Source organism: Microbacterium sp. AG790 (genome assembly GCF_003634765.1).
Lineage (GTDB): Bacteria > Actinomycetota > Actinomycetes > Actinomycetales > Microbacteriaceae > Microbacterium.
Map to the genome: position 1 here is coordinate 938,614 of NZ_RBWZ01000006.1, position 21,498 is coordinate 960,111.

The window sequence follows — 21,498 nt, forward strand, 5'->3', positions numbered from 1 at the left end:
CGTCACTCCTTCCACGTGTAGTAGCTCTCCTCGTAACCATACGCACCCTCATCGCCGATGAAATAGCGGTCGAGATCGTCGCGGGTGGCCGCCGGAACCTGTCCGATGTTGTTCTGCAGCGTGGAGTTGTAGGCGGGCGAATAGTGGATGCCGCCGACGCCCTGCGAGGCGAGGGGCGAGTCCTCCTGAATCGTCGTCCAGTTGGGCCTGTCGGCGGGAGCGTAGCCGCCGGTGCCGACCGAAATGACACTGTCGAGCCGCGGGACGGGATCCCCGTTGTGCTGCACCGAGACGACGGTGGTCGTGGAGGGGATGGGCATGCTGTCGATCGGCGCGCCCGCGACGACGACGGCGTCCCAGTTGTAGTCGTCGTTGTAGGCGGCGAGCGTCCCAGCGAGGATTCCACCCTGGCTGAAGCCCACCAGCATCACCGGGTCGTCGGGTCCCACGCCGGCCTGCTTCATCGCGTCGAGCACGGCGCGCTCGTACTGCGAGCGCAGGGACGGCGTCAGCATGAGCGCCAGGTTGCTGTCCAGATCATTGACCGCGCCCTGATCGCCGTTGAAGCGGGAGAGCCACTCCTGGGTGCTCGGCAGTGTGACGCGCCAGCGCACGACACCGTCGGCATCCACCACCTTCGTCACACTGATCACCGTCTCGTCAGCGGAGTCCTTGGTGTGGTGGCCGAGCGAGTCCACGAGCGTGGTCTCTTTCAGCGCGTGCGCGAGGTCGGTCGGCTGACCGCGGTAGTTGTCGACCTCGGAGTCGGTGAGGTCGCGTCTGCGGACGGTGGGCGTGGGCTTCGTGACGTCCGACAGGATGCTGGCGAGGAGGAACCCTGCGAGCAGGCTGACGACCAGCGCCGCGATGAACGGGCCGATGAAGGGGATCAGCGACAGCAGTGCGTACACGAGCACCAGGATGAGCACCGTACCGATCAGCGCGAGAACGGTCGAGACCAGCCGTTGCAGTTCGTTCCACAGATCCTGGAGGAAGTCGCCGATCCACTTCCCGAGGTCGGCGAAGAACGAACCGATGCCCTCGAAGAAGTTGCCCACCTGGTCGAGCCAGCCCTCGTTGGTGGCGTCGATCGCGCTGTCGATCAACGACATCGCGCGCTGGGCCGCGGCCTCCATGTCGCGGCGCGCCTGCTCGTGAGCCTCGCGTGCCGCCGACGCGGCGTCGTCGTAGCGGCGGGCGGCAGCACGCGCCTCGGCGAGCTGACGCTCGGCCGCTTCGATGTTTCCGGCGGGGGCCGTCGACTGCTCGAGGGTGCGGAGCTGACGGTTGTACGCGGACACCTGCGTGTCGGCGCTGCCGGCGTGTCGCTCGGCGTAGGCCTCGCTCGCGTCGGCGTCGTCGGCCTTGCGGTGGGCCTCACGCAGGGCGGCCGCGTACTCCACGAGCGCGTTCGCCGTGCCCGCGTAGCGTCCGTACGCGGCGCTGAGATCGCCGGCCACCTGGCCGCTGCGCTCGCGGATCGCGTCGAGCGAGCGGGCTGTGCTGGTGTAGGCGAGGGCGCGCAGGTCGTCGGCGGCGCGCTCGATGCGGGTCGCGGACGAGACGTACGTCGATGCCCGCTCGGCGAGGGCCTCGGGGTTTCCGGGCAGCGCCATCAGTTGCCTCCTGCCGCGGGCGGAGTCGGGGAAGGCCCCGGCGACGGGCTCGGCGTCGGCGCGGGGGCGGCCGGGGCGGCGGGTGCGGTGCTCGTGCTGATCTCGTCGTTCAGGTTGTTCGCGGCGGTCTGATCGCCCATCGCCGACTGCTGGAGGGACGCAGCGAGGTCGGTGTCGAGGTCCTCGAACGTGTCGACGACGGCGCGCAGGTAGTCGGCGATGAAGGTGAGGTTCTCCTCGAGTTTGCCCCGGGCGATGTCCCACTTGCCGCCGAAGTCGCGCACCTTTCCTGCCAGTGCGTCGTGGCCGGTGTATCCCGCCGTCTCGTCGGCGATGCGCTCGGATGCCGAGAAGTCGCCGGCGATCCGCTCGGCTCTCGACGCGCTCGCCAGCACCTCACCGACATCGATCTTCAGGTCGCTCATGTGTCCGCCTCCCTGCTGACAACCTAAGCGAACCCTCCGACGGCGCGCGATGGGCAGAACAACCCATGCCGGTGGATGCCGCGGCATCCACCCTCGGTGTCGGCGCGCGCGCCTACGCTGGAGACATGACGATCCCCCTCCTCACCCTCAACGACGGACACACCATCCCGCAGCTCGGCTTCGGCGTTTTCAAAGTCGATCCCGCGCAGACCGAGCGCATCGTGAGCGACGCCCTCGAAGCCGGTTACCGTCACATCGACACCGCGGCCATCTACGGCAACGAGGAAGGCGTCGGACGTGCCATCGCCGCCAGCGGCATCGCGCGGGACGAGCTGTTCATCACGACGAAGCTCTGGAACGACCGTCAGGCTGGCGATGAGCCGTTCGCCGCGATCGACGAGAGCCTGCAGAAGCTGGGCCTGGACGCCGTCGACCTGTACCTCGTGCACTGGCCCGCGCCGGCCAACGGCAACTACGTGAACGCGTGGGAGAAGATGGTGCAGATCCGCGAGGCAGGCAAGGCCCGCAGCATCGGTGTCTCCAACCACCTCCCCGCACACCTGTCCGAGATCATTGCCGCAACCGGCGTCACGCCGGCCGTCGATCAGATCGAACTGCACCCGGCCTACCAGCAGCCTGACGTCACCTCGTTCGCGAAGGAGCACGGCATCCTGATCGAGGCGTGGGGTCCGCTCGGACAGGGCAAGTACCCGCTCTTCGACGAGGCGCCCGTAGCCGCCGCCGCGGCGGCCCACGGCAAGACGCCCGCGCAGGTGGTGCTCCGCTGGCACATCCAGCAGGGCCACATCATCTTCCCGAAGTCGAACAACCCCGAGCGCATCCGCGAGAACCTCGACCTGTTCGATTTCGAGCTGAGCGACGACGAGCAGTCGGCGATCACCGCGCTCGAGCGCGGGGGCCGTGTCTCCGCGCACCCCGACGAGGTCAACTGACCCGCGGGCACCCGTGCGCCGCGCTCACTCGCTGAGCCGGCGGTAGCGCTCCAGGCGCCGTCGCCCTGCGACGTCTGCGCGCGCGGCGGGGGCTGAGGCGAGCGCGTGCAGCGCGGTTTCGGCTTCGGTCGCGTCGAGGTCGACGCCGATGGCGACGAGTTCGCCGATCTCGGGCGGTGACGGCAGTGCGGACACGTGGATCGACCAGCCGACGACGTCGACGAGATAGCCGTGATCGCGGCCGGCGCCTTGCACGCGCACCCGCCCCTTGAGGCGATACGCCCCGCGGGGCGGGTGCTCGAGCAGATCGACGAGCGCCGACGGCGACACGGGAGCGCGCAGCGGCACGGAGGCGGAGCGTGCGTGCTCATGCGCGTGGTGGCCGGGACCGTGGTGCGCCTCGCGCGCGATGCGCGCGAGCGGCAGCTCGTCGATCGGGTCGTCGCGATCGGCCACGTCGAACACGAGGGCCGGGTCGATCGCTCCCGCGCGCGCCGTGGTCAGGTGTGCGCGGGGATTGCGTGAGCGCACACGCCCGGCGATCCGCGCGATCGTCGATGCCCGCTCGGATGCCGGCAGCAGATCGGTCTTGCCGATCACGACGAGCGACGCGGTCGCGTAGCGCGCCGGCACGTCGTCGCCGGCGTCGATCGTCGTGAAGTGGTTCGGGGCGTCGATCACGTCCACCACGCCGCCCGGGCGCACGCGGGCGACGCCGCTGAAGCGGATCAGCCGGGCGAGGGCGGCGGGCTCTGCGACGCCGCTGGCCTCCACGACGATGGCGTCCAGGCGTAGCCGCGGATGGGCCAGCCGGCCCAGCGTATCGTCGAGTCCGCCCGCGTCCGGCAGGCAGCAGACGCAGCCCCCGGAGATCGCGGCCGCCTCATCGACCTGACCGGTCACGAGGGCGGCATCCACGTTGAGGGCGCCGAAGTCGTTCACCACGACGCCGAGGCGAGCGCCGGGCGTGCGCAGCAGGTGGTTGACGAGGCTCGTCTTCCCCGCGCCGAGGTGGCCTGTCACGGCGACGACGGGAACGCGGCCTGCCGCGGTGCCGGCGGGTTCGCGTGTGTGCGGCATCCGTCCTCCCGCACACACCCTATCGAGAATCGTTCTCGATAGGGTGCTAGACCCACCCTTGCATCCAGTTGTGCAGGCGGTAGAAGTCGTAGGGCACCTGCGTCGCAGACCACAGCGGGTACCAGAACGCCGACAGTACGACCGCCGCGACGAGGAAGACGATCACGACCCGCTGCCCGGCCAGTCGGCGCTCGTGCAGCGCGTGCGCCGTTCCGGTGATCTCTCGCAGCGCGAACGTGAGCGCCAGCAACAGGAACGGCCAGATCACGATCGTGTAGAACTGGAACACCGTGCGCTCGGGGTACATCAGCCACGGCAGCCAGGTGGCTGCGATGCCGACCAGCACCACGGCGTAGCGCCAATCGCGAGCGACGGCGAAGCGGTAGACCAGGTACAGGGCGGCGATGACCGAGGCGTACCACAGCAGGGGGTTCGGCATGCTGTACAGCACCTGCAGGCAGCCGTTGTCGCCGCTGCAGCCGTTCTTGCCGTCAGGGCTGGAGAACGCGTACATGGACGTCGGACGCCAGAGGAACGGCCACGCCCACGCCGCACTGGAGTAGCTGTGCGGGGAGGTCATGCCCGCCATCGAGGCGTAGATGGTCTCGTGGTACTTCCACAGACTCTGCAGGGGAAGCGGCACCCAGGAGAAGAACCCCGTGGCGGGGCTGATCTCGGCGACCTTGCGGTCGTAGCCGCCGTCACTGAACAGCCATCCGGCCCACGACCCGAGGTACACGACGAACGCGACCGGCACGAGCAGCACGAAGGAGGCGAGCCCCTGCCGCACGGCATCCATCGGCCAGAAGGTGACGCCGAGTCGTCGACGTTCGAGGGCATCGGTGACGACCAGGTAGAGCCCGATGGCCGCGAGGACCCATACCCCCGACCACTTCACCGCCGTCGCCGCACCCGCCGCGGCGCCGGCCGCGATGACCCACGGTCGGTTCCAGAGCACGGCTCCCCAGGCGAGGGGCGCGTCGTCGACCCGGCGGGCGATGATCGCAGCGGCGAGGCGGTCCAGATGGCGTCGACGGTCCAGAAGAGCGAACCAGAAGGCCAGCAGAATGAAGAAGGCCAGGAACACGTCGAGCAGGCCGACGCGGCTCATGACGATGCCGAGGCCGTCGATCGCGAGCAGGAACGAGGCCACGGTCGCGAACATCGTCGAGTTCGTCAGCGTCTTGGCGACGAGGAAGAGCAGCAGCACGAGGGCCGTGCCGAACAGCGCCGCCATCGCGCGCCACCCGAAGGAGCTGTCGGGTCCGAACAGCCACATGCCGAATCCGATGAGGTACTTCCCGAGCGGGGGATGGACGACGAAGCTCGGATCGGTCGTGAAGATGTTCGGCTCGCCCGCCGCGAATCGCGCATCGGCGCCGTCGGGCCAGCTCGCCGCATAGCCGAGGTTCCACTGACTCCACGCATCCTTGACGTAGTACGTCTCGTCGAAGACCAGCACGTGCGGATGCCCGAGATTCCAGAAGCGCAGGATTCCGGCGAGCAGCGTCACCAGCAGGGGAGCGAGCCATCCGTACAGCCGCTGGAGTCGCGGTTCGCCCGCGACGCGCTCGCGCCAACGGTCGTAGACCGACCGGCGCACGGGCGACAGCAGCGGCGGGATCGGCTCGGCGGTGGTCGACACGGCCACCAGCCTAAGCTGAAGCGGTGATCATCCTCGGCGCGACTCCGATCGGAAATCTGGGCGACGCCTCGGCGCGGTTGGTTGCTGCTCTCGAGCAGGCCACCGTCATCGCCGCCGAGGACACCCGCACGACCCAGCGACTGCTCCAGGCGCTCGGCATCGCCAACCGGCCTCGTCTGGTCGCGCTGCACGACCACAACGAGAAGCAGCGTGCGGCCGAGCTCGTCGCCCGCGCGCGGGAGGAGGACCTCCTCGTGCTGAGCGATGCGGGCATGCCCACGGTCAGCGACCCCGGGTACGGTCTCGTCGCCGAGGCCGTCGCGCAGGGGGTCGCCGTCACCGCTCTGCCGGGACCGAGCGCCGTGGTCACCGCACTGGCCGTCGCCGGGTTGCCGACCGATCGCTTCACCTTCGAAGGGTTCCTGCCGCGCAAGGCCGGAGATCGTGCGCGCGCTCTCGCGCTCGTGGCGAGCGAGCCGCGCACGATGGTCTTCTTCGAAGCGCCCTCGCGTCTGGCCGAGACCCTCCACGCCATGGCCGCCGCCTTCGGCGCCGACCGGCCCGCGGCCGTCTGCCGGGAACTCACGAAGCTGCACGAGGAGGTCGTCCGCGACGGCCTGGCAGCCCTCGCCGACTGGGCGCAGGCCGGGGTCCGCGGGGAGATCGTCGTCGTGGTCGGCGGCGCGCCGGCCCGAGAGGTGTCGGCCGAGGATGCCGTCGCGCAGGTGCAGGCCCTCGTCGCCGACGGCATCCGCCTGAAGGACGCGGCCGCCGAGGTCGCGGCAGCCACCGGCCTGTCCAGCCGCGATCTCTATCAGGCGGTGCTCGCCTCGCGGTGATGCCCGCTCAGACGGCGGGACCGCCCAACTGCGCGAAGGCCTCCGGCGTTGCGACGGACCGCTCCGCACGCGCGGGCGGAGCGGTGACGCCCGGCAGCGTCCAGACGGCGAAGCTCGCTCCTCTGCCGTGCAGGCGCACCGCGCCGTCGTCGGCGAGAAGTTCGACCGTTCCTGCCGCATAGCGCGAGGTTGCCGCCGTCGCCGCGCCGACCAGGGCCATGTCAAGACGGATCTCGACGTCGGTACGAGCGGCGAGGACCAGCACCGCCTCGTCCGCGTTCTCGCGGATGAACACGATCGCATCGTCGTCGGCGTGCAACCATCGCAGGCCGCCGGTCGAGAGCGCCGCGTGCGCTCGGCGAAGGCCGATGAGCTCACGGTAGAGGCCGATGCGGGCGGCGATCTCGGGTTCGCCGACGCGGTCCCAGGGGAGAGGGGTGCGGCTCATCTCACCGTCCACGGCCTCGAGTCCGAACTCGTCGCCGGCGTAGACGACGGGGATGCCGGGCAGCGTCATCGACAGACCGACGGCGAGCGGGATCATCTCCTCCGCGGCGTAGGTGGCGAACCGGGCGGTGTCGTGGGTGTCGAGGGCCGACATCGTTCCGCGCTGCACACGCCACGGAATCTGACTGGTGAAGAGCCGGAGCTGGCGCACGAACTGCTGCGCGGTGTACCGCGGCATCCCGGTGGGTAGTCCGAAGAACCACATCTCATCGCTGACGCCGCCGTCGAAGCCGCGGTGAGGGATGCGTCGGGGCTCCGCGAGCCACGACCACACGCCGCGCGTGAACGCAGGGTAGGTCATGCCGCCGTGCCAGGCATCTCCCTGCAGGTCGCTGGCGGCATCGTTCGTCGACTCGGCGAGCAGGAGCGTGTCGGACGAGACCTCGATCATCGTCCGGCGCACCGTTTGACGTACGACGGCATTGAGGTCTTCGGCGCCGAGACGGCCGGTCATATTGGCGACGTCGATGCGCCACCCGTCGATCCCGTACGGCTCCGCGAGCCAGCGCGCGACGACGGAGTCGGGTCCCTCGATGAACCGACGCCGCAGTTCGGCGCTGTTCCAGTCGAACTTCGGCAGCGTCGCCGCATCCAGCCACGTCTCGTAGGTGGTGTGGGCCGCATCGTGGAAGTAGTAGAAGTCGGCTTCCGCCGCGTCGGGCCGGCCGTACGCGTTGCGGAACCACTCATGGGCGACGCCGGAATGGTTGGTGGTGAGATCGCCGATCACGCGGATGCCGCGCGCGTGCGCTGCCTCGATGAGACGTCGGTAGGCCTCGTCGCCGCCGAGGAGTGCATCGACGTGATCGAAGCTGGCGGCGTCGTATCGGTGATTCGACTCCGCGGGGAAGATCGGCGTGTGGTACAGCGCGTTCACACCCAGATCGACGAGGTGGTCCAGCCGGTCCACGACGCCGTCGAGGTCTCCGCCGTAGAGCTGCCGGCTGCGCCCCGGGTGGGAGGGATCCAGCGGGTCATCCCAGGCTGCGGGGATCGCCCACTCCGGAAGCGGTCGGTCGGCTGCGGCATCCGATCGCGCGAAACGATCGGGGAAGATCTGGTACAGCACGGTGTCGGCCATCCACGGCGGCGGCGGGTTGCCGGCGACGAGGGCGAAGTCCTGGGCGTCGAGGACGTCGACGTCGCTGAGCCCGCCCTGGTTGAGGATCTGTACCGTTGCGTCGCTGCGGACGAGATGGAAGCGGTAGCCGTGGCGCGGGTTGGCGACGACGATCCGCGCCGACCACCAGTGCCACCCGTCCCGTTCGCCGTCGCACTCGGCCTCGACCCACGCCGGCTCGTGGTCGGGGTTGCTGCGCACCACGACCCGGTCGACTCCGCCGTAGGCGCGGGGCACGCGGAGGCGGACGGTCACCTCGTCGCCGAGAGCCGGATCGGGGTGCGAGACGTACAGCGGCGAGCCGTCGTGGTGCGGGCAGGTGGGATCGATCATGGGAACCTCCGTGGAACGCCGACAACACGTCGGCACTGGTGCGACGTGGTTGCACGGACATCCGTGGCAGAGCCCTCTGATTGTGTGGTGTGCGGCCCGGGTCGGGTCGTGCGCTACTTGACCGAGCCGGCCGTGAGGCCGCCGACGATGAAACGCTGGAGGCCCAGGAACAGTGCCATCGGCAGGATCGCCGCGAGCACGGCGCCGGCGGCGAACACGCTCCAGTTGCGCGCCGTCTCCTGCGAGACGAACTGGTACAGCCCCACCGCCAGCGTCTGCTTGTCGGGATCGACGAGGACGACGGACGCGATGAGGAAGTCGTTCATGGTGCCGATGAACGACAGCAGGCCGATCACAGCCAGCACGGGGGCGACCAGGCGCAGGATGATGGTGAAGAAGATGCGTGCGTGTCCGGCGCCGTCGATCTTCGCGGCCTCGTCGATCGAGGCCGGCACGGTGTTGAAGAAGCCGTACATGAGGAACGTGTTCACGCCCAGCGCGCCGCCGAGATAGACCATGATCAACCCGATCTGGGAGTTCAGACCCAGTGCCGGGAAGATGTCGCCGATCGCCGACATCAGCAGGAAGATCGCCACCACGGCGAGCAGCTGAGGGAACATCTGCACGAGCAGCAGCGTCAGCAGTCCGAAACGGCGGCCGGTGAAGCGCATGCGCGAGAAGGCATAGGCGGCGAGCGCGCAGAGGACGACGGTGAAGAACGACGTCGTCAGCCCGATGAACACCGAGTTGACGAACCAGTTGCCGTACGGGCGCAGCGGGTCTTGGAACAGGGCGATGTAACTGCCGATGTCGACCGTGGCGAACAGGCTGTTGGCGGTCAGCAGCGTCCCGCCCGGGTTGAGTGAGGCGGAGAGCACGTAGACGAGCGGGAACGCCGAGAAGACGAGCATCGCGATGCCGACGAGGTGACGCCAGCCGGTCTCGCGGAACCACCTGCCGAACCGGCGACGCGTCTCGTGGGCGACGGTCGGGCTCGGCGGGGTCGCTGCCGTACCGGTGACGGGGAGGGTCTCAGCAGTGGTCATGTCAGTTCAGCTCCTCGAGCACCTTGGTCTGGCGGAAGCTGAGGTAGGAGATGACCGCCACCAGCACGAAGATGATGATCGAGAACGCGCTGGCGAGGCCGTAGTCGCGTTCGGCTCCCACGAAGGCCACCTTGTAGACCATCGAGATCAGAATGTCGCTCGCGCCGACGTTGATCGACGCGTCGGCGAAGCGCGGACCGCCGCCGGTGAGCATGTAGATCAGATTGAAGTTGTTGAAGTTGAACGCGAACGAGGAGATCAGCAGCGGCGCCACCGACACCAGCAGCAGCGGGAACTTGATGTGGCGGAAGATCTGCCACGCACCGGCGCCGTCGACACGCCCCGCCTCCTGGATGTCGTCGGGGATCGCCTGGATGGCGCCCGTCGTGACGAGGAACATGTAGGGGAAGCCGAGCCAGAGGTTCACGACGAGAATCGACACCTTCGCCAGCAGGGGATCCTGCAGCCAGGGGATCGACGCACCTCCGAGGATGGACTGGTTGATGAAGCCGAAGTCCTGGTTGAACATTCCCTGCCAGACCAGCGCCGACAGGAACGCAGGGAAGGCGTAGGGGAGGATCATGATGACCCGGTAGTACTTCTTGCTCTTCATCCGCGGATCGTTGAACACGATCGCGAGGAACAGGCCGAGCGCGAAGGTCGTCGCCACCGAGAGGATGGCGAACACGAACGTCCAGATGAGCACGGCGAGGAAGGGCCCACGGATCGACTCGGTGGAGAACGCCCGGACGAAGTTGTCGACGCCGACCCAGACCTGCCATCCCGTGGCGAGGGTCTGCCCATCTGCGGAGGCGAAGGAGCCGTTGCCGTTGTCCGTGTAGACGACGCCCGTCTGCGTGTTCGTCATGGTGCCTGCGGCGGCATCCCACACGAGCGTGGAGACGTACTGGTAGGCCGTCGAGCCGTCGCGGGTTTGGAGCGTGCCGTCGTTGGGATCGGTGGAGAACGGCACCGCCATCGACGAGATCGTCGCCTGGTTGGCCACGAGCTGAGCGAAGTTCAAGGTGGTGTACCCGGGAAGCGCCGCCGCGCGGCCGCCCGTGAACTCGGCATCCGATGCGGCCTGGAGCGGCCGCTCGGCGCTGCCGATCTCGGCGGTCCCGTCGGGAGTGGTCACGAGGAAGAAGAGGGCGCCGTCCTTCTCGAGGACCGACACCGGGTAGGCGGCCGAGTCCTCGACGCGCTGCTGGTTCTGGATCAGCAGCGCGTTGACGGCGTCGTCCTTGGTCGACACGTGTCCCGACCCGTAGTTCGTGAACGCGATGTAGATGCAATACAGGACCACGAAGATCTGGAAGACGAAGAGGAAGACCAGGCCCGGCGTCAGGTACTTGGCCGGCAGAAGGCCGGGCTTAAGATAGACGACGTTGATCGCGAGGATGCCGAGGGCAACGACCGCTGTGATGACGACGCTGTCCTTGGTCAGCAGGACGAGGATCGCATAGACGGCCATCGCGTCGATGACACCCAGGCACACGATCTTGACCAGCCAGACCTTCCACCCGGCGCCTGCGGCTTCCGCCCAGGCTTCGGCGCGTCGGCGGCGCCGTGCCGCGGCGCGGTCTTCGGGCGCGCGCGTGGGCGGCGCGGCGATCGTGGGGCCAGTCATCTTCGACTCCTGTCGGAACGTGTGGGGATCGGGGTGCGGAGGGGCGAGCGTGAGCCCACCCCTCCGCACGGGGTCAACCGAGCTTGGCGGCGATCGAGTCGGCCATCTGGGTCCACTGGGCGGCGGGGTCGCCGCCGCCCTTGATCAGGGCGGCCTCCGTCTTGCCCCAGTCGTCCCACACCGAGCCCATCTGCGGGATCGACGGCATCGGCACCGCGTTCGCGCCGACCTTGGCGAAGCCGGCGACGATCGGGTCGGACTTGGCGGCGTCGAACGCGGCGGTCAGTGCCGGGGGACGCCCGCCGGCCTTGAAGAGAGCCGTCTGCACGTCGGCGGTGGCGATGTAGTTCACGAGGAACTCGTTCGCGATCAGCGCGTTGGCGCTCTTCGCGCTCACGAAGAACGTCTGCACGCCGGCGAAGGGCTGTGCGTCACCGCCGCCCGCCGTCGGAATCGCGTCGACCGCGACGTCGATGCCGGCCTTCTGGGCGTCGGCGACGTTCCACGGGCCGGTGAGGAAGTACGGCGACTTGCCGGCGTTGAAGGCTTCCTTGGCCAGGTCGCCGGAGAGGTTGAGGTTCAGCACCTTGGTGCCGGTGTCTCCCTGCGCGGTGAGCCACGCGGCGAACTTCTGCCCGCCCTCGTCGCCGATCGTCAGCTTGCTCGCGTCGTACGAGCCATCGGCGTTGCGTCCGAAGACCGAGGTGCCGAAGGACGTCTGGAACGGGTACAGGTGGTACGGGTCGGACGCCTGCGGGTCCAGGCCCACGACGAACGGGTACTCCGTGCCGGCGGCGCGGCCCTTCGCGATCATCTCGTCGTAGGTGACCGGGGTGGAGTCGGCCAGCGCGGTGTTGCGCAGCACGGCGATGTTCTCGATGGCGTACGGAAGGCCGTAGGTCTTGCCGTCGTAGGTGACCGCCTCGATGGCGACCTTCTCGAAGTCGGCTGCCTTGTCGCCCAGTTCGACCGGCGCGACGATTCCGTCCTTGACGAACGCGCCGATCCAGTCGTGCCCGCCGATCGTGATGTCGGGTCCCTTGCCCGTAGGCACCTGTGCGGTGAACTCGTCGCGGATCTTGCCGTAGTCCTTGACGACGAGGTTGACCTTGACGCCCTTCTCCTGCTCGAACTTCTTCGCCACATCCTCGAGCGCTCGAGCACGGTCGGCGTCGACCCATACGGTCAGCTCGCCGCTGGTGGCGGCCTGTGCGTCGCCGCTGGTCGTCGGTTGTGCGGTCGTGCTGCCGGAGCAGCCGGCGAGCGCCAGGATGCCGGACGCCACGAGCAGTCCGAGGGCGACGGCGCCCTTCTTCTTCACCTTCATCGGTGTGCCTCTCTCTGAGATCACAGGGGGAGAGGGGCCGTAGCTCGGCTGCTCCGCCGCCCTGTCGTGATGTCGCACCGGGTGCGAACGCCCTCCATTGTGCGGTCGAAAAGCGCGCGATCACGGGTTCGTTATGGAACTGTGACCGGTTACAGTCAGTGGACTGTGATCGGTTACAGTGAAGGGTGCGGTTGTGGCCGGATTCGTTGTAGACACCGGTAGAGTCGGCTCTCGTGACACCCAGCGATGTGCCGAAGAAGCCGACCATCCGCGACGTCGCCGCCGCGGCCGGCGTCTCGTACGGAACGGTCTCGCGCGTGCTCAACGGAGGGCACTGGGTGTCGCCCGAAGCCCGCGCCGCCGTCGATGCCGCGATCGTCTCCACGGGCTACACGACCAATCAGGCTGCGCGCAGCCTCGCGACCGGAAAGACCGGCTCGCTCGCGTTCCTGCTCACCGAGTCCCAGCACGTCCTGCTGTCGGATCCGAACATGGCGCTGCTGCTGCGAGGGGCGACCGATGCGGTCTCCGAGCGCGGGATGACGCTCGTGCTCCTCATCGCCGACACCGAGCGCGAACAGGCCAACGCGGCCCGATATGTGCGCGCCGGTCACGTCGACGGCGTCCTGCTCGTCTCCTCTCACGAATCCGACGATCTGCTCGGCTCGCTGGTGAACGCGGGCGTGCCGACCGTGTGCTCCGGCATCCCGCTGTGGGAAGGGCGCACCGTTGCGCACGTCGCCATCGACGAGGTCGGCTCGGCACGCACCATGACGCGGCATCTCATGGATGGCGGGCACCGCCGCATCGCGCTGATCACCGGACCGCTCGACACCCCCAGCGGCCGCTTCCGCCTCGACGGCTTTCGCGACGAACTCGGCGACCGCTTCGACGGGGACCTCGTCGAAGTGGTGCCTTTCACCCGTGAGGCCGGCGCGGAGGCGATGGCTCGACTTCTCGAGCGCGCGCCCGACGTCGATGCGGTGTTCGCGGCGAGCGACCTGCTCGCCGTCGGTGCCGCCCAGACGCTCGCCGCGCAGGGGCGACGCATTCCTCAGGACGTCGCGCTGGCCGGATTCGACGACTCGGGGCTTGCGGCGGCGCACACGCCGCCGCTGACCACGATCCGCCAGCCGTGGGCCCAGATCAGCGCCACGATGGTCGAGATGGTGCTGGATGCGATCGCCGGCGGCCATCCGGATGCCGTGGTGCTGCCCACCACGCTCGTCGTTCGCGAAAGCGCCTGAGAACCTCACCGACGCACCGACGGCTCGTCGTCACACGCGGGAGCCGTCGGGCCGGCCGAACTAGACTCGTCGGGTGACATCTGGTCAGTCTTTCTACATCACGACGCCGATCTACTACCCGAGCGATCTGCCGCACATCGGGCACGGGTACACGACGGTCGCCGTCGACACGCTCGCGCGCTGGCACCGCCAGGCGGGCGATGACACGTGGATGCTCACGGGTACCGACGAGCACGGACAGAAGATGCTGCGCGCTGCGGCCGCGAACGGTGTGACCCCGCAGGAGTGGGTCGACAAGCTCGTCACCGAGTCGTGGTTCCCGCTGCTGACGACCCTCGACGTCGCCAACGACGACTTCATCCGCACGACGCAGCCGCGCCACGAGGAGCGCGTGCAGCAGTTCGTGAAGGCGCTCTACGACCGCGGCTACATCTACGCCGGCGAGTACGAGGCTCTGTACTGCGTGGGCTGTGAGGAGTTCAAACCCGAAGCCGAGATCGTCGACGGCACGGGTGCCTTCGAGGGGCTCAAGGTCTGCGCGATCCACTCCAAGCCGCTGGAGCTGCTGCAGGAGAAGAACTACTTCTTCAAGCTCAGCGAGTTCCAGGACCGCCTGCTCGAGCTCTACAAGACCGAGCCCGACTTCGTGCGCCCGGAGTCGGCGCGCAACGAGGTCGTCTCCTTCGTGCGCTCGGGACTGAAGGATCTGTCGATCTCGCGCTCGGCCTTCGACTGGGGCATCACCGTGCCGTGGGATCCGTCGCACGTCATCTACGTGTGGGTGGACGCGCTGCTGAACTACGCGACCGCGGTGGGCTACGGCACCGATCCCGTGCAGTTCGAGCGACGGTGGCCGGCATTCCACGTCGTCGGCAAGGACATCCTCCGCTTCCACGCGGTGATCTGGCCCGCGATGCTGATGGCGGCCGGGCTCGACGTGCCGCGCGGTGTGTTCGCGCACGGCTGGCTGCTCGTCGGCGGCGAGAAGATGTCGAAGTCGAAGCTGACCGGTATCGCCCCGACCGAGATCACCGACGTGTTCGGTTCGGACGCCTACCGCTTCTACTTCCTCTCGGCGATCGCGTTCGGTCAGGACGGCTCGTTCTCGTGGGAGGACCTCTCGGCGCGCTACCAGGCCGAGCTCGCGAACGGGTTCGGAAACCTCGCGTCGCGCACGACGGCGATGATCGAGAAGTACTTCGAGGGCATCGTGCCGCCGCCCGCCGCGTACACGGAGGGCGATCTCGGCATCCAGAAGATCGTGGCAGATGCCGCGACCGCCGCCGACGCCGCGATCGAGCGCTTCCGACCGGACGAGGCGATCTCCGCGATCTGGACCATCGTCGACGCGCTCAACGGCTACATCACCGAGAACGCGCCGTGGGCGCTGGCGAAGGACGAGGCACAGCGTGCGCGTCTCGGGACGGTGCTCTACACGGCCGCGGAGGGTCTGCGTGCGCTCGCGGTGCTGCTGAGCCCCGTGATGCCGATCGCCACCGAGAAGCTGTGGGTCGCGCTCGGGCACGCGGGGCGTCTGCAGGATCAGCCGCTGCGCGAGGCGGGCGCGTGGGGTGTGCTCGTGCCCGGCACCAGCGTCAACGGCCTCCAGCCGCTGTTCCCGCGCATCGAGCAGTGACGCGTCCCGGTCGTTGAGCGACGAGCGAAACGAGGAGTCGAAACGTCATGACCGATCCGTCGACGTACGTGCGCGTGCGCGAGAAGAGCGCTCGGGACGTTTCCTACCCGCCGGCGCCGGAGCCGCTGCCCGTGGCCGTGTACGACAACCACACGCATCTCGAGATCGAAGACGGCGAGGGTCTCCCGCTCGATGAGCAGATGCGGCGCGCCGCCGAGGTGAACGTGATCGGTGCCGTGCAGGCGGGCGGCGACATCGAGTCGAGCCGGTGGTCGGCGTGGGCCGCGGCATCCCACCCTCGTGTGCTGGCGGCGGTGGCGATCCATCCCAACGAGGCACCCGTGTATGCCGAGCGGGGCATGCTGGCCGAAGCGATCGCGGTGATCGACCAGCTCGCCGCGCAGCCGCGGGTGCGGGCGATCGGGGAGACGGGGCTGGACTTCTTCCGGACCGACGAGGCGGGGCGCCCGGCGCAGTTCGAGAGCTTCGAGGCGCACATCGCACTGGCGAAGAAGCACGGCATCGCGATGCAGATCCACGACCGCGACGCGCATGACGCCGTTCTCGAGACGCTGGAGCGGGTGGCAGCGCCGGAGCGGACGGTGTTCCACTGCTTCTCCGGCGACACCGACATGGCGCGCATCGCCGCCGATCGCGGCTACTGGCTGAGCTTCGCGGGCAACATCACGTTCAAGAACGCGCAGAACCTCCGCGACGCGCTGGCGGTGACGCCGCGCGAGCGGATCCTCGTCGAGACGGATGCGCCGTTCCTCACGCCCACGCCGCTGCGCGGTCGGCCGAACGCGCCGTACCTGATCCCGGTGACGGTGCGCTTCATGGCCGAGGAGCTGGGGATGGCGCTCGAGGAGCTGTGCGCACAGTTGGCGGCCAACACGCGCGAGGTCTACGGGTCGTTCGAGGACTGATGTCGGCCGATCACCGGCTTCACGGAGAGTTCGGGGCGGGCAGGTCACGAAGGGCTGACGGAGGAGTTCTCCTACACACTGTGGCGCTACCTCGAGGATCGTTCCGACCCGCGTAACGAGATCGAACTCGACGAGAAGACACGGCGTGCCCTCGAGGACGAACCTCCGTGGGGGCGGCCCGCCTGGCTCGTCGAGTAGGGAACCGCGGCCTGCCGGCTCGGGCGCGCCGGTCCGCGGCTCAGCGAGTGGTCGAGCCGCGGACCAGCTCGAACGGCAGCTCGATCGCGCGCGGCGCCTCGCCGGCATCGAGCGCGGCGAACATCACCTCGGGCGCCTTCTCGGGGTGCAGGCACAGGTGGGTGATTCCCAGGCGGGCGTTCATCTCGCAGTCGATCGTGCACAGCACCAGCAGTTGCAGATCGCGCGGCATGACGGTGTCGATCTGCTCGAGATGCAGATAGATCTCGGGCCCTTCCTCGCAGTAGGCGAAGACGGCGTCGACGTCGGTGTCCAGCAGCTCGTGCAGGGCGGGCACGAGCCGTCGGCGCCCGGCATCCACCCGCGCCACGAGCGGCGTGCGGCCATTCACGGCGCTCCAGGCGAGGTAGGCGCTCTCGCCGAGCTGGTCGCGCGGCACCTCGCTCTCGTCCACGAGGAAGCCGATGCGCTGCGCTCCGGCCTCCGCGAGGTGCGCGAGTCCGGCCCGGACCGCCGCGGCGTAACCGGTGCGGATCGTCAGCACGCCGCCGGGGACGGTGAGATCGTTCGCCGCGACGGGGATGCCGGCGGCCACCGCGTCGCGCAGGATCGTGCGGTCGTCGGCCGGATCCGGAAAGTAGAGCGCATCGATCTGGGCGCCCGCCAGCAGGTCGGGACGGCTGTCGGGCAGCACGGTCACGGTGAATCCGCGCTCGGCTCCGGCCTGCACCAGCGCGTCGAGCTGGCGTGCCCGCTGCAGCGCCCGCCGACCGTCCTGCAGCGAGTTGGCCGCCATCACGAAGCCGATCGACATCGTCCGACCGCTGCGCAGTGCGCTCGCATGCTTGTTCGGGGCGTAGCCGAGCTCAGCGGCGACCGCCTTGATGCGCTCGCGCGTCTCCGCGCTGAGGTTGCCGCGACCGTTGAGGGCCTGGCTGATCGCCGCCGTCGACACCCCCGCCCGCGCGGCGACGTCGCGGAGCGTGACGCGTGTCATCCGCGTCCGCCGTCGCTGTCCCGACTGCGGCCGTCGGTGCCGGCGGCCACGTGGTGGGTGGCGGTGGCAGCGGGGAAAACCGTCTCGACGGCGCTCGTCCATCCCGTGCCCGACCCGGCGGCGGCGAGGGTGTGGCCCTGCGAGATCAGACCGTGCAGCAGCGCACCGGAGAAGTGGCGGAGAGCGGCTTCGGTCTCGGCTCCCGCGCCGCGTGAGCGCGCCCGCTCGATCTCGCGATCGAGCACCGCCTGCACGTGGGTGCGCATCTGGACGACCGCGGGCGCCACCTCGTGCACGCGGCGCGCCATCGCGTGACGCTGAGCGGCGGTCTGCACGATGAGGCGGGCCTCGCCGATCGTGGCGAACTCGTCGATCGGTGCGTGGACGCGGATGGTGTCGAGGTCGAGCAGCTCGATGTCGGGGAGCGAGCGCAGTCCCGGGTCCACGTTGCGCGGCATCCCGAGGTCGATGATCAGCTGCGGCGTCGACACCCCGGACCGGGCAGCGCCGTGACCCTCCAGATCGAGGGCGAAGGTGTCGGTGGTCGTCGTGCAGGTGACGATGACGTCTGCGCGGGCGGCCTCGGCGGCGAACGCGTCGGCCGAAACGGTCGTGAGGTGCTCGCGCTTCGCGAAGCGGTCGCGCCCCGATCGCGAGTGCACGCGGATATCGACGGCGCCGACGTCGCGCAGCGCCGCCAGGGATGCCGCGGCGTAGCGCCCGGTGCCGACGAGGAGGACCCGCGCCTCCTCCCACGACCCGATGCGCGAGCCGGCGAGCTCGACCGCAAGGCGCACCAGGGAGCGCCCCGACTCGCCGAGCTTCGTCGAGTTCTTGACCGCGCGGGACGTCTCGGTGGCGCGCTGGAACAGGTGCTCGAGGGGAGCGGTGGTCACGCCCTCCCGGCGTGCGGCATCGAGCGCGCGCCGCACCTGCCCGGCGATCTCGTCCTCGCCGACGGCGACGGAATCGAGCCCCGACGCGACCGAGAACAGGTGCTGCGCCACGTGGTTGCCGTGCGCGAACTCGACGGTCTCGCGGACGTCGCGGAAGGGCAGCGCCGACAGCTCGGCGAGGCGCTCCATCGCGGCATCCATCGCCGGCAGCGGCGACGCGTCGTCGGGACCGTCGGCGAGATCGAAGTACGCCTCGAACCGGTTGCAGGTCGCCAGGACGACCGCTCCGCGGATGCTCTCGTGCGCGGCCGTGAGGTCGGTCGCGACCGCATCTCCGACCACCGACAGTCGCTCCAACGCCTCGAGAGGGGTGGTGCGCTGATGGGCGGAGAGGCAGACGAGCACGCGGGTCCAGTCGTGAATCGAACGGAAGGGAACGAGGTTAGTATAACGATTAACGCCCACTCGAGTCCGTCCCACGGGGAGCATCATCATCACCTCTGCCACCGCCGCCGCTCATCCTCTGACCGCGCACGGCACCTCCGCCTCACGTCTGGTCCGCGCCCTCCGCGGCGATCGTCCGGAGATCACCCCCGTCTGGTTCATGCGTCAGGCCGGACGCTCCCTGCCCGAGTACCGGGCGCTGCGCGCCACCGGCACGATGCTGGACGCGTGCCTGAGCCCCGAGCTGGCCAGCGAGATCACCATGCAGCCGGTGCGTCGACACGGGGTGGATGCCGCGGTGTTCTTCAGCGACATCATCGTGCCGTTGCACCTCGTCGGGGTGGAGGTCGAGATCGCCGCCGGCCGGGGTCCCGTCTTCCGCAACCCGGTGCGGACGGCGGCGGAGATCTCACAGCTCGTGCGCACCGACCCGGCGCTCGTGGAGGAGCGCGGCGAGGCGGTCGTCGACGCCGTACAGCGCACCGTCGCGATGCTGGCGGAGGAGGGTGAGCGCCGCGGCGAGCCGCTGCCGCTCATCGGCTTCGCGGGGGCACCGTTCACCCTCGCCGCCTACCTCGTGGAAGGCGGCCCGTCGAAGGACCACCTCGGCGCCCGCAGCCTCATCCACTCCGATCCCGCCGCCTGGGCCGACCTCACGGCGTGGCTCGCCGAGGTGACCGGACGCTTCCTCGCTCTGCAGGTGCGGGCCGGCGCCAGCGCAGCGCAGCTGTTCGACTCCTGGGCCGGAGCGCTCGCGCCCACCGACTACCGGCGCGCGGTGCTCCCGGCATCCGCGGCTGCGCTGGAGCCCGTTCGCGCCGTGCGCAGCGAGGGCCTCGACGTACCTCTCATCCACTTCGGCGTCGGCACCGGTGAGATCCTCGCCGACATGGCGTCGATCGGCGTGGACGCCCTCGGCGTCGACTACCGGGTCGATCTCGACGACGCCGTCGCCCGCATCGGCCGCGACGTCACCGTGCAGGGCAATCTCGACCCCGCACTCCTGTTCGCCCCCGAGGACGTGCGCCGCCGGGCCGCGCACGCCGCCCTCGAGTCCGGACGCGCGGCGCGGGCGCACGTCTTCAACCTCGGCCACGGCGTGCCCATGAACACCGACCCCACCGTGCTCACCGACCTCGTGCGCACCGTGCACGAGTGGCGCGCCCCGGAGGAGTCGGCGCGGTGATCGCCTCCGGCGACGTCGCACCCGTGAGCGCTGCCGGCGCCGACGTCATCGTCGTCGGCGCCGGCATGGGCGGGCTGGTCGTGGCACACGATCTCGCCCGCGCCGGGCGCGACGTGGTCGTGATCGACGCGGCGTCGGAGGTCGGCGGGCTGCTGCGGCGCGGGACGCTCGCCGGGGTGGACATCGATCTCGGGGCGGAGTCGTTCGCGACGCGTACCGATGCGGTGGCCGCTCTCGTCGCGGATGCCGGGCTCCCGCTCGAGCTGGTCGCGCCGCGCCCCCAGGGAGCCTGGCTCGCCGTCGCCACGGACGACGGCGTGCGCCGCGCTCGCCTGCCGCGGCGGACCGTTCTCGGCATCCCCGCCGATCCCGACGCCGACGACGTCGTCGCGATCATCGGCGCCGACGGCGCCGCCCGCGCGCGCGATGAGCGACGGGTGCCTCTCACCGCCGACGCCGAGCCGTCGCTGTACGACCTGGTGGCCGAACGCCTCGGTGAGCGTGTCGCCGATCGGCTCGTCGACACGCTCTGTCGGAGCGTCTACTCGCGACCCGCGGCCGACGCGCGGCTCTCCCAGCTGCATCCCGGGATGTGGCGCGAGGTCGTTTCCCGCGGCTCGCTTCTCGAAGCCGCGGACGCGATCGCGACCGGGCAGCGCGCCGGCGCCGCCGTCGGCGGCATCGCCGGCGGAATGTGGCGGCTTCCCGCGGCACTCGCGGAGGCCGCGGAGGCCCACGGTGCGAAGATCCGCACCGGTGTCGCGGTGCGTGCTGTGCGCTCGGATGCCGAGACGTTCACCGTCGAGACGACGAGCGGAGCCCTGTCGGCGCGTCAGGTCGTGATCGCGACGGGGCCCGCGGGAGTCGCGCGGCTGCTGGCGGGGCACGACGTTTCGACGCGCTCGGCGACCGGGGGTGAGCGCAGCGACGAGCCGGCACAGACCCCGGCGGGGGTCTACCTCGCCGCCGCCGCGATCGCGCACCCGGGGCTCGCCGCCGAGCCGATCGGTTCGGGCGTCATCGTCGACGCCGCGCTGCCCACGGCGGCCAAGGCCCTCACGCACATCACCGCCAAGTGGGACTGGGCGCGCGCCGCCGCACCCGACGGCATCCACCTGGTGCGTCTCTCGGCGCGCGACGCCGCCGCCGGCGGGCTGAGCACCCCCGCCGACGTCGCCCGCGAGGTTTCGATCCTCACCGGCGTCGACGTGGCCGCGGCCGATGTCGTCGACCTGGTCGTGCAGGAGTGGACGGATGCCGTGGCCGGCGCCCGTGTCCCCGACGACCTTCCGGCGGGCATCCACGTCGCCGGGGCCGCCGCCGCCGGTACCGGCCTCGCCTCCGTCATCCCGCACGCCCGCGACCTCGCCGCCCGTCTCGACCGCGCGCTCGCGGCATCCCTCCCGTCCTCCTCCCTCCACACCCACCCGGTTTCCTAGGAGCACCG

Annotated in this window: 17 protein-coding genes; 7 read left to right on the forward strand and 10 right to left on the reverse strand. The window is 69.8% G+C overall.

Going from position 1 to position 21,498, the window contains the following annotated elements:
* Window positions 1–2: 2 nt before the first annotated feature.
* Both DEU37_RS04975 and DEU37_RS04980 read right to left on the reverse strand, forming a co-directional pair.
* Window positions 3–1,616, reverse strand: a complete 1,614-nt coding sequence (locus DEU37_RS04975; protein WP_121189494.1) for an EI24 domain-containing protein — start codon at window positions 1,614–1,616, stop codon at window positions 3–5.
* The gene (locus DEU37_RS04980; RefSeq protein WP_121189495.1) at window positions 1,616–2,041 is read right to left on the reverse strand and encodes a hypothetical protein; all 426 of its coding nucleotides are present in this window, start codon (window positions 2,039–2,041) and stop codon (window positions 1,616–1,618) included. The genes DEU37_RS04975 and DEU37_RS04980 overlap by 1 nt, the downstream gene beginning before the upstream one ends.
* 125 nt (window positions 2,042–2,166) lie before the next feature.
* Here DEU37_RS04980 and DEU37_RS04985 point away from each other — a divergent pair, with 125 nt between their 5' ends.
* Window positions 2,167–2,994 (forward strand): aldo/keto reductase, encoded by an 828-nt coding sequence (locus DEU37_RS04985; protein WP_183043576.1) that lies wholly within the window; start codon window positions 2,167–2,169, stop codon window positions 2,992–2,994.
* Between the two features lie 24 nt (window positions 2,995–3,018).
* Here DEU37_RS04985 and DEU37_RS04990 read toward each other — a convergent pair whose 3' ends face one another.
* A complete protein-coding gene (locus DEU37_RS04990; protein ID WP_121189497.1) occupies window positions 3,019–4,074 on the reverse strand; it encodes a GTP-binding protein in 1,056 nt (351 codons plus the stop codon).
* Between the two features lie 46 nt (window positions 4,075–4,120).
* On the reverse strand, window positions 4,121–5,719 hold the full coding sequence (locus DEU37_RS04995; RefSeq protein ID WP_121189646.1) for a dolichyl-phosphate-mannose--protein mannosyltransferase: 1,599 nt from the start codon (window positions 5,717–5,719) through the stop codon (window positions 4,121–4,123).
* Window positions 5,720–5,742: 23 nt separating this feature from the next.
* Here DEU37_RS04995 and rsmI point away from each other — a divergent pair, with 23 nt between their 5' ends.
* The gene (gene rsmI, locus DEU37_RS05000; protein WP_121189498.1) at window positions 5,743–6,558 is read left to right on the forward strand and encodes a 16S rRNA (cytidine(1402)-2'-O)-methyltransferase; all 816 of its coding nucleotides are present in this window, start codon (window positions 5,743–5,745) and stop codon (window positions 6,556–6,558) included.
* 7 nt (window positions 6,559–6,565) lie between these two features.
* On the opposite strand, the gene DEU37_RS05005 is transcribed toward rsmI, so the two are convergent.
* The 4 genes from DEU37_RS05005 to DEU37_RS05020 all read right to left on the reverse strand — a co-directional run bounded on the left by DEU37_RS05005 (window position 6,566) and on the right by DEU37_RS05020 (window position 12,521).
* A complete protein-coding gene (locus DEU37_RS05005; protein WP_121189499.1) occupies window positions 6,566–8,518 on the reverse strand; it encodes a glycoside hydrolase family 13 protein in 1,953 nt (650 codons plus the stop codon).
* 113 nt (window positions 8,519–8,631) lie between these two features.
* Complete coding sequence (locus DEU37_RS05010) at window positions 8,632–9,564, reverse strand: sugar ABC transporter permease (RefSeq protein WP_121189500.1); 933 nt, start codon at window positions 9,562–9,564, stop codon at window positions 8,632–8,634.
* 1 nt (window position 9,565) lies between these two features.
* The gene (locus DEU37_RS05015; RefSeq protein WP_121189501.1) at window positions 9,566–11,194 is read right to left on the reverse strand and encodes an ABC transporter permease subunit; all 1,629 of its coding nucleotides are present in this window, start codon (window positions 11,192–11,194) and stop codon (window positions 9,566–9,568) included.
* A 73-nt stretch (window positions 11,195–11,267) separates the two neighbouring features.
* Window positions 11,268–12,521 (reverse strand): maltose ABC transporter substrate-binding protein, encoded by a 1,254-nt coding sequence (locus DEU37_RS05020; RefSeq protein ID WP_121189502.1) that lies wholly within the window; start codon window positions 12,519–12,521, stop codon window positions 11,268–11,270.
* 233 nt (window positions 12,522–12,754) lie between these two features.
* On the opposite strand from DEU37_RS05020, the gene DEU37_RS05025 reads away from it, so the two are divergent.
* The 3 genes from DEU37_RS05025 to DEU37_RS05035 all read left to right on the forward strand — a co-directional run bounded on the left by DEU37_RS05025 (window position 12,755) and on the right by DEU37_RS05035 (window position 16,330).
* Complete coding sequence (locus tag DEU37_RS05025) at window positions 12,755–13,768, forward strand: LacI family DNA-binding transcriptional regulator (RefSeq protein ID WP_016464622.1); 1,014 nt, start codon at window positions 12,755–12,757, stop codon at window positions 13,766–13,768.
* 73 nt (window positions 13,769–13,841) lie between these two features.
* Window positions 13,842–15,404: a methionine--tRNA ligase gene (metG, locus tag DEU37_RS05030; RefSeq protein ID WP_121189503.1), complete on the forward strand. Its 1,563-nt coding sequence runs from the start codon at window positions 13,842–13,844 to the stop codon at window positions 15,402–15,404.
* Window positions 15,405–15,451: 47 nt separating this feature from the next.
* Window positions 15,452–16,330, forward strand: a complete 879-nt coding sequence (locus tag DEU37_RS05035) for a TatD family hydrolase (RefSeq protein ID WP_121189504.1) — start codon at window positions 15,452–15,454, stop codon at window positions 16,328–16,330.
* 238 nt (window positions 16,331–16,568) lie between these two features.
* Here the strand turns inward: DEU37_RS05035 and DEU37_RS05045 are convergent, their stop codons facing one another.
* Both DEU37_RS05045 and DEU37_RS05050 read right to left on the reverse strand, forming a co-directional pair.
* Complete coding sequence (locus tag DEU37_RS05045; RefSeq protein ID WP_121189505.1) at window positions 16,569–17,525, reverse strand: LacI family DNA-binding transcriptional regulator; 957 nt, start codon at window positions 17,523–17,525, stop codon at window positions 16,569–16,571.
* A complete protein-coding gene (locus DEU37_RS05050; protein ID WP_259457139.1) occupies window positions 17,522–18,826 on the reverse strand; it encodes a glutamyl-tRNA reductase in 1,305 nt (434 codons plus the stop codon). Before DEU37_RS05050 ends, DEU37_RS05045 begins: the two co-directional genes overlap by 4 nt.
* A 148-nt stretch (window positions 18,827–18,974) precedes the next feature.
* Between DEU37_RS05050 and hemE the strand changes: the two genes are divergently transcribed.
* Both hemE and DEU37_RS15145 read left to right on the forward strand, forming a co-directional pair.
* Window positions 18,975–20,051 carry a uroporphyrinogen decarboxylase gene (gene hemE / locus DEU37_RS05055; protein ID WP_121189506.1) on the forward strand — a complete coding sequence of 359 codons (1,077 nt, stop codon included), beginning with the start codon at window positions 18,975–18,977 and terminating at the stop codon, window positions 20,049–20,051.
* Complete coding sequence (locus tag DEU37_RS15145; protein ID WP_310790681.1) at window positions 20,021–21,490, forward strand: FAD-dependent oxidoreductase; 1,470 nt, start codon at window positions 20,021–20,023, stop codon at window positions 21,488–21,490. Before hemE ends, DEU37_RS15145 begins: the two co-directional genes overlap by 31 nt.
* Window positions 21,491–21,498: the final 8 nt, after the last annotated feature.

Bases quoted from the DNA above. Each gene is read 5' to 3' on its own strand.
- DEU37_RS04975 (WP_121189494.1), bottom strand. From the start codon at position 1,616: ATGGCGCTGCCCGGAAACCCCGAGGCCCTCGCCGAGCGGGCATCGACG.
- DEU37_RS04980 (WP_121189495.1), bottom strand. From the start codon at position 2,041: ATGAGCGACCTGAAGATCGATGTCGGTGAGGTGCTGGCGAGCGCGTCG.
- DEU37_RS04985 (WP_183043576.1), top strand. From the start codon at position 2,167: ATGACGATCCCCCTCCTCACCCTCAACGACGGACACACCATCCCGCAG.
- DEU37_RS04990 (WP_121189497.1), bottom strand. From the start codon at position 4,074: ATGCCGCACACACGCGAACCCGCCGGCACCGCGGCAGGCCGCGTTCCC.
- DEU37_RS05005 (WP_121189499.1), bottom strand. From the start codon at position 8,518: ATGATCGATCCCACCTGCCCGCACCACGACGGCTCGCCGCTGTACGTC.
- DEU37_RS05010 (WP_121189500.1), bottom strand. From the start codon at position 9,564: ATGACCACTGCTGAGACCCTCCCCGTCACCGGTACGGCAGCGACCCCG.
- DEU37_RS05015 (WP_121189501.1), bottom strand. From the start codon at position 11,194: ATGACTGGCCCCACGATCGCCGCGCCGCCCACGCGCGCGCCCGAAGAC.
- DEU37_RS05020 (WP_121189502.1), bottom strand. From the start codon at position 12,521: ATGAAGGTGAAGAAGAAGGGCGCCGTCGCCCTCGGACTGCTCGTGGCG.
- DEU37_RS05035 (WP_121189504.1), top strand. From the start codon at position 15,452: ATGACCGATCCGTCGACGTACGTGCGCGTGCGCGAGAAGAGCGCTCGG.
- DEU37_RS05045 (WP_121189505.1), bottom strand. From the start codon at position 17,525: ATGACACGCGTCACGCTCCGCGACGTCGCCGCGCGGGCGGGGGTGTCG.